We start from the raw sequence: 2,331 nt of genomic DNA on the forward strand, positions 1-2,331 counted from the left end.
AGGCTGAGAGCGAATAGTGCGCCGAAGAAGAGCCCCACAGGTTTGGGCGGAGTTCTTGCGACCCTAAAGGGTCGCGCGGGCCGAAGCCTCCCGCCGCGGAGGGACGCACAGCGTCTTTTACTGCCAGCCTCTACCCCAACCCCCGCAGGCTTCGGCCCACATAAAACTCCGATGAAAGTACCCCGGCCATCTTTCGAGTGTCGCGCGTCTCCGTTTATTCCGAGAGGCAACGCAACTGAAGACCGTGGCCACGGTTACCCACATAACTGGGATTGAACATCCCCGGTTCCAAAGCCAAATACCGCACCGTGATGTCGCCCGTCACCGGTGTACACGCCCAGCCGTACCCGTGGCGGCCGACGTCGCACAGCGCGCCCGAAGCTGCCGAGCGGTAGCCCGGGGCAGAGAGAGATCGAAAAACGAAGCCGGGAGAAATCCTATGGATTCCTCCCGGCCGAGCATGCAAAAAAGAGTCGGAAATTCGATTATAACAACTCCTTGACCGCCCCCTCGATCCCCGTCGAAGCCACATTGCGCCGGACGATGTTTCCCTCGCGGTCGATCAGGAAATTCGCCGGGATTTTTTGGACATTATAAAGCTTCACCGCCGGCGAGTCCCCTCCCCGCAAGTCGCATACCGAAATCCACGGCAACCGTTGTTCCGCCACACTCCCGATCCATTGCGCCTTGTTCGCGTCCAGCGACACCTGATAGACCTCGAACCCCTGCGCCGCATATTTTTCGTAGACCTCCGTCAGCTCCCGATTTAGAATTTTCAATTCCGGCAGGTTCGACGCCGTGAACGAAAGCAAAATCACCTTTCCCGTCAACTCCGACAACTTCCGTCTCTTTCCCAAGACATCCGGCATGTCCAAGTCCGGAAACGAGACCACGTTGTCCCGATTCTCTTCGACCATCCGTCCCGCCGTCGCCACATTGTCGAAACTCTGCACATCCGCCGCCAGCGCCTGCGCATACGGCGACCCCGGATACCGGGCATTCAGCGAGTCGCTCACCATCCGGAAGTAGACCACGTCCGTCGCATCGTCCGTGAAGAGGAACGACCCGTCCGTCGCAATTTGGTAAAGCGGCACGATCGCCGCCAGCGAGCCCGTATGTTGCGAAATGAATATCGCCGCTGCCTGTTTGCGCGCGATCGGATCCGCCTCCTGCAAAATGCCGTTGGCTTCCTGCACGAGCGCCGACCCCTCCGATCCCGACACCTCGTACACCGCCCCCGTACTATCCGCGATCCGCAGGACGACTTTTTCGGCCGCCTCCGTCAGCAACGGAATGCTGCCTCCGCCCGCAATCCGCAACGAGTAGAACTCCGGCGTGCTCGACGTCTGTTCCAGAAAGAGGTTGAATTTTCCGTGCCGATCCGTCCGCACCGAATCGACGAACCGTGCCCCAGCCGGAACGATCCGTTCGACGACGATCGTCCTGTCCTTTCCGCCTTCGGCGATTTCGCCTCGGATCGTCACCCCGCTGCCCGAGCAACCGACCAGCAATCCGGCTGCGACAGTCAGCGCAAGTATCTGTTTTCTCGTCATAAGTATGCTCTGTTTTGAGATAAGTCCGACTGCAAATATAAACTTTTCCCTCCGCGCCGCCTCACTTCTTGAACATAAAATAGACGGCCAGCACCAAAAACATCGCACCGAACAGGTGGTTCAGCCTGAGCGCCTCGTTTTTGAAGAAGAGAGTGGTGAAGAGAGCGAAGACGACCAGACTGACGACCTCCTGAATGACACGGAGTTGCAGCAGGCTGAACGGCCCTCCCATCCCCTGGAATCCGATCCGGTTGGCCGGGATCATGAACATGTATTCGACCAGCGCGATGCACCAGCTGATGCAGATGATTCCCCAGAGAGGCAGCCCCTGGAAGAATTTGAATCGGAGTTGTCCGTACCAGGCGAGCGTCATGAAGGAGTTGGAGACAACTAAAAGCAAGACAGCGTATATTCCTTTCATATTCAGGTTATTTTTCAGCGTAAGTCAAAGTTCTCCCGCGTGGGAAAGAGGTGGGGGCCGAGGCTGCCGCACTGGTTAGGGCCGTCGGCATTTTGAGGATGCGTCAGCATCCGTCTAAAGTTTGGCTTCGCCTTCCTCCTGGCACCTCGGCCATTCAAACAAGTTTGATGGCACTCGGTTGCTGCGTCGGTTTTTCGGTTCCTTTTGTTCACAACCGACGCTGCCAGCGAGAGCAATGCAAACGTAGTTTGCAAATTGCTGAGCGGCGAGGAGGAACCGAGTAGCGTACCGAGGGCAGAGACCGCTTGCGGGCTTTGCCGAGGTAGCACGAGGAAGCCGAAGGCAACGCGAAGCCAA

Annotated in this window: 2 protein-coding genes; both read right to left on the reverse strand. The window is 57.9% G+C overall.

The genetic code is table 11. From position 1 onward, the window contains the following. Positions 1-485: 485 nt before the first annotated feature. A complete protein-coding gene (locus tag QZ302_RS09800) occupies positions 486-1,553 on the reverse strand; it encodes a TlpA disulfide reductase family protein (RefSeq protein ID WP_294594901.1) in 1,068 nt (355 codons plus the stop codon). A gap of 61 nt (positions 1,554-1,614) precedes the next feature. Further along, on the reverse strand, positions 1,615-1,974 hold the full coding sequence (locus QZ302_RS09805; protein WP_294594903.1) for a DMT family protein: 360 nt from the start codon (positions 1,972-1,974) through the stop codon (positions 1,615-1,617). Positions 1,975-2,331 lie beyond the last annotated feature (357 nt).

It is taken from the genome of uncultured Rikenella sp. (assembly GCF_910579375.1).
GTDB lineage: Bacteria > Bacteroidota > Bacteroidia > Bacteroidales > Rikenellaceae > Rikenella.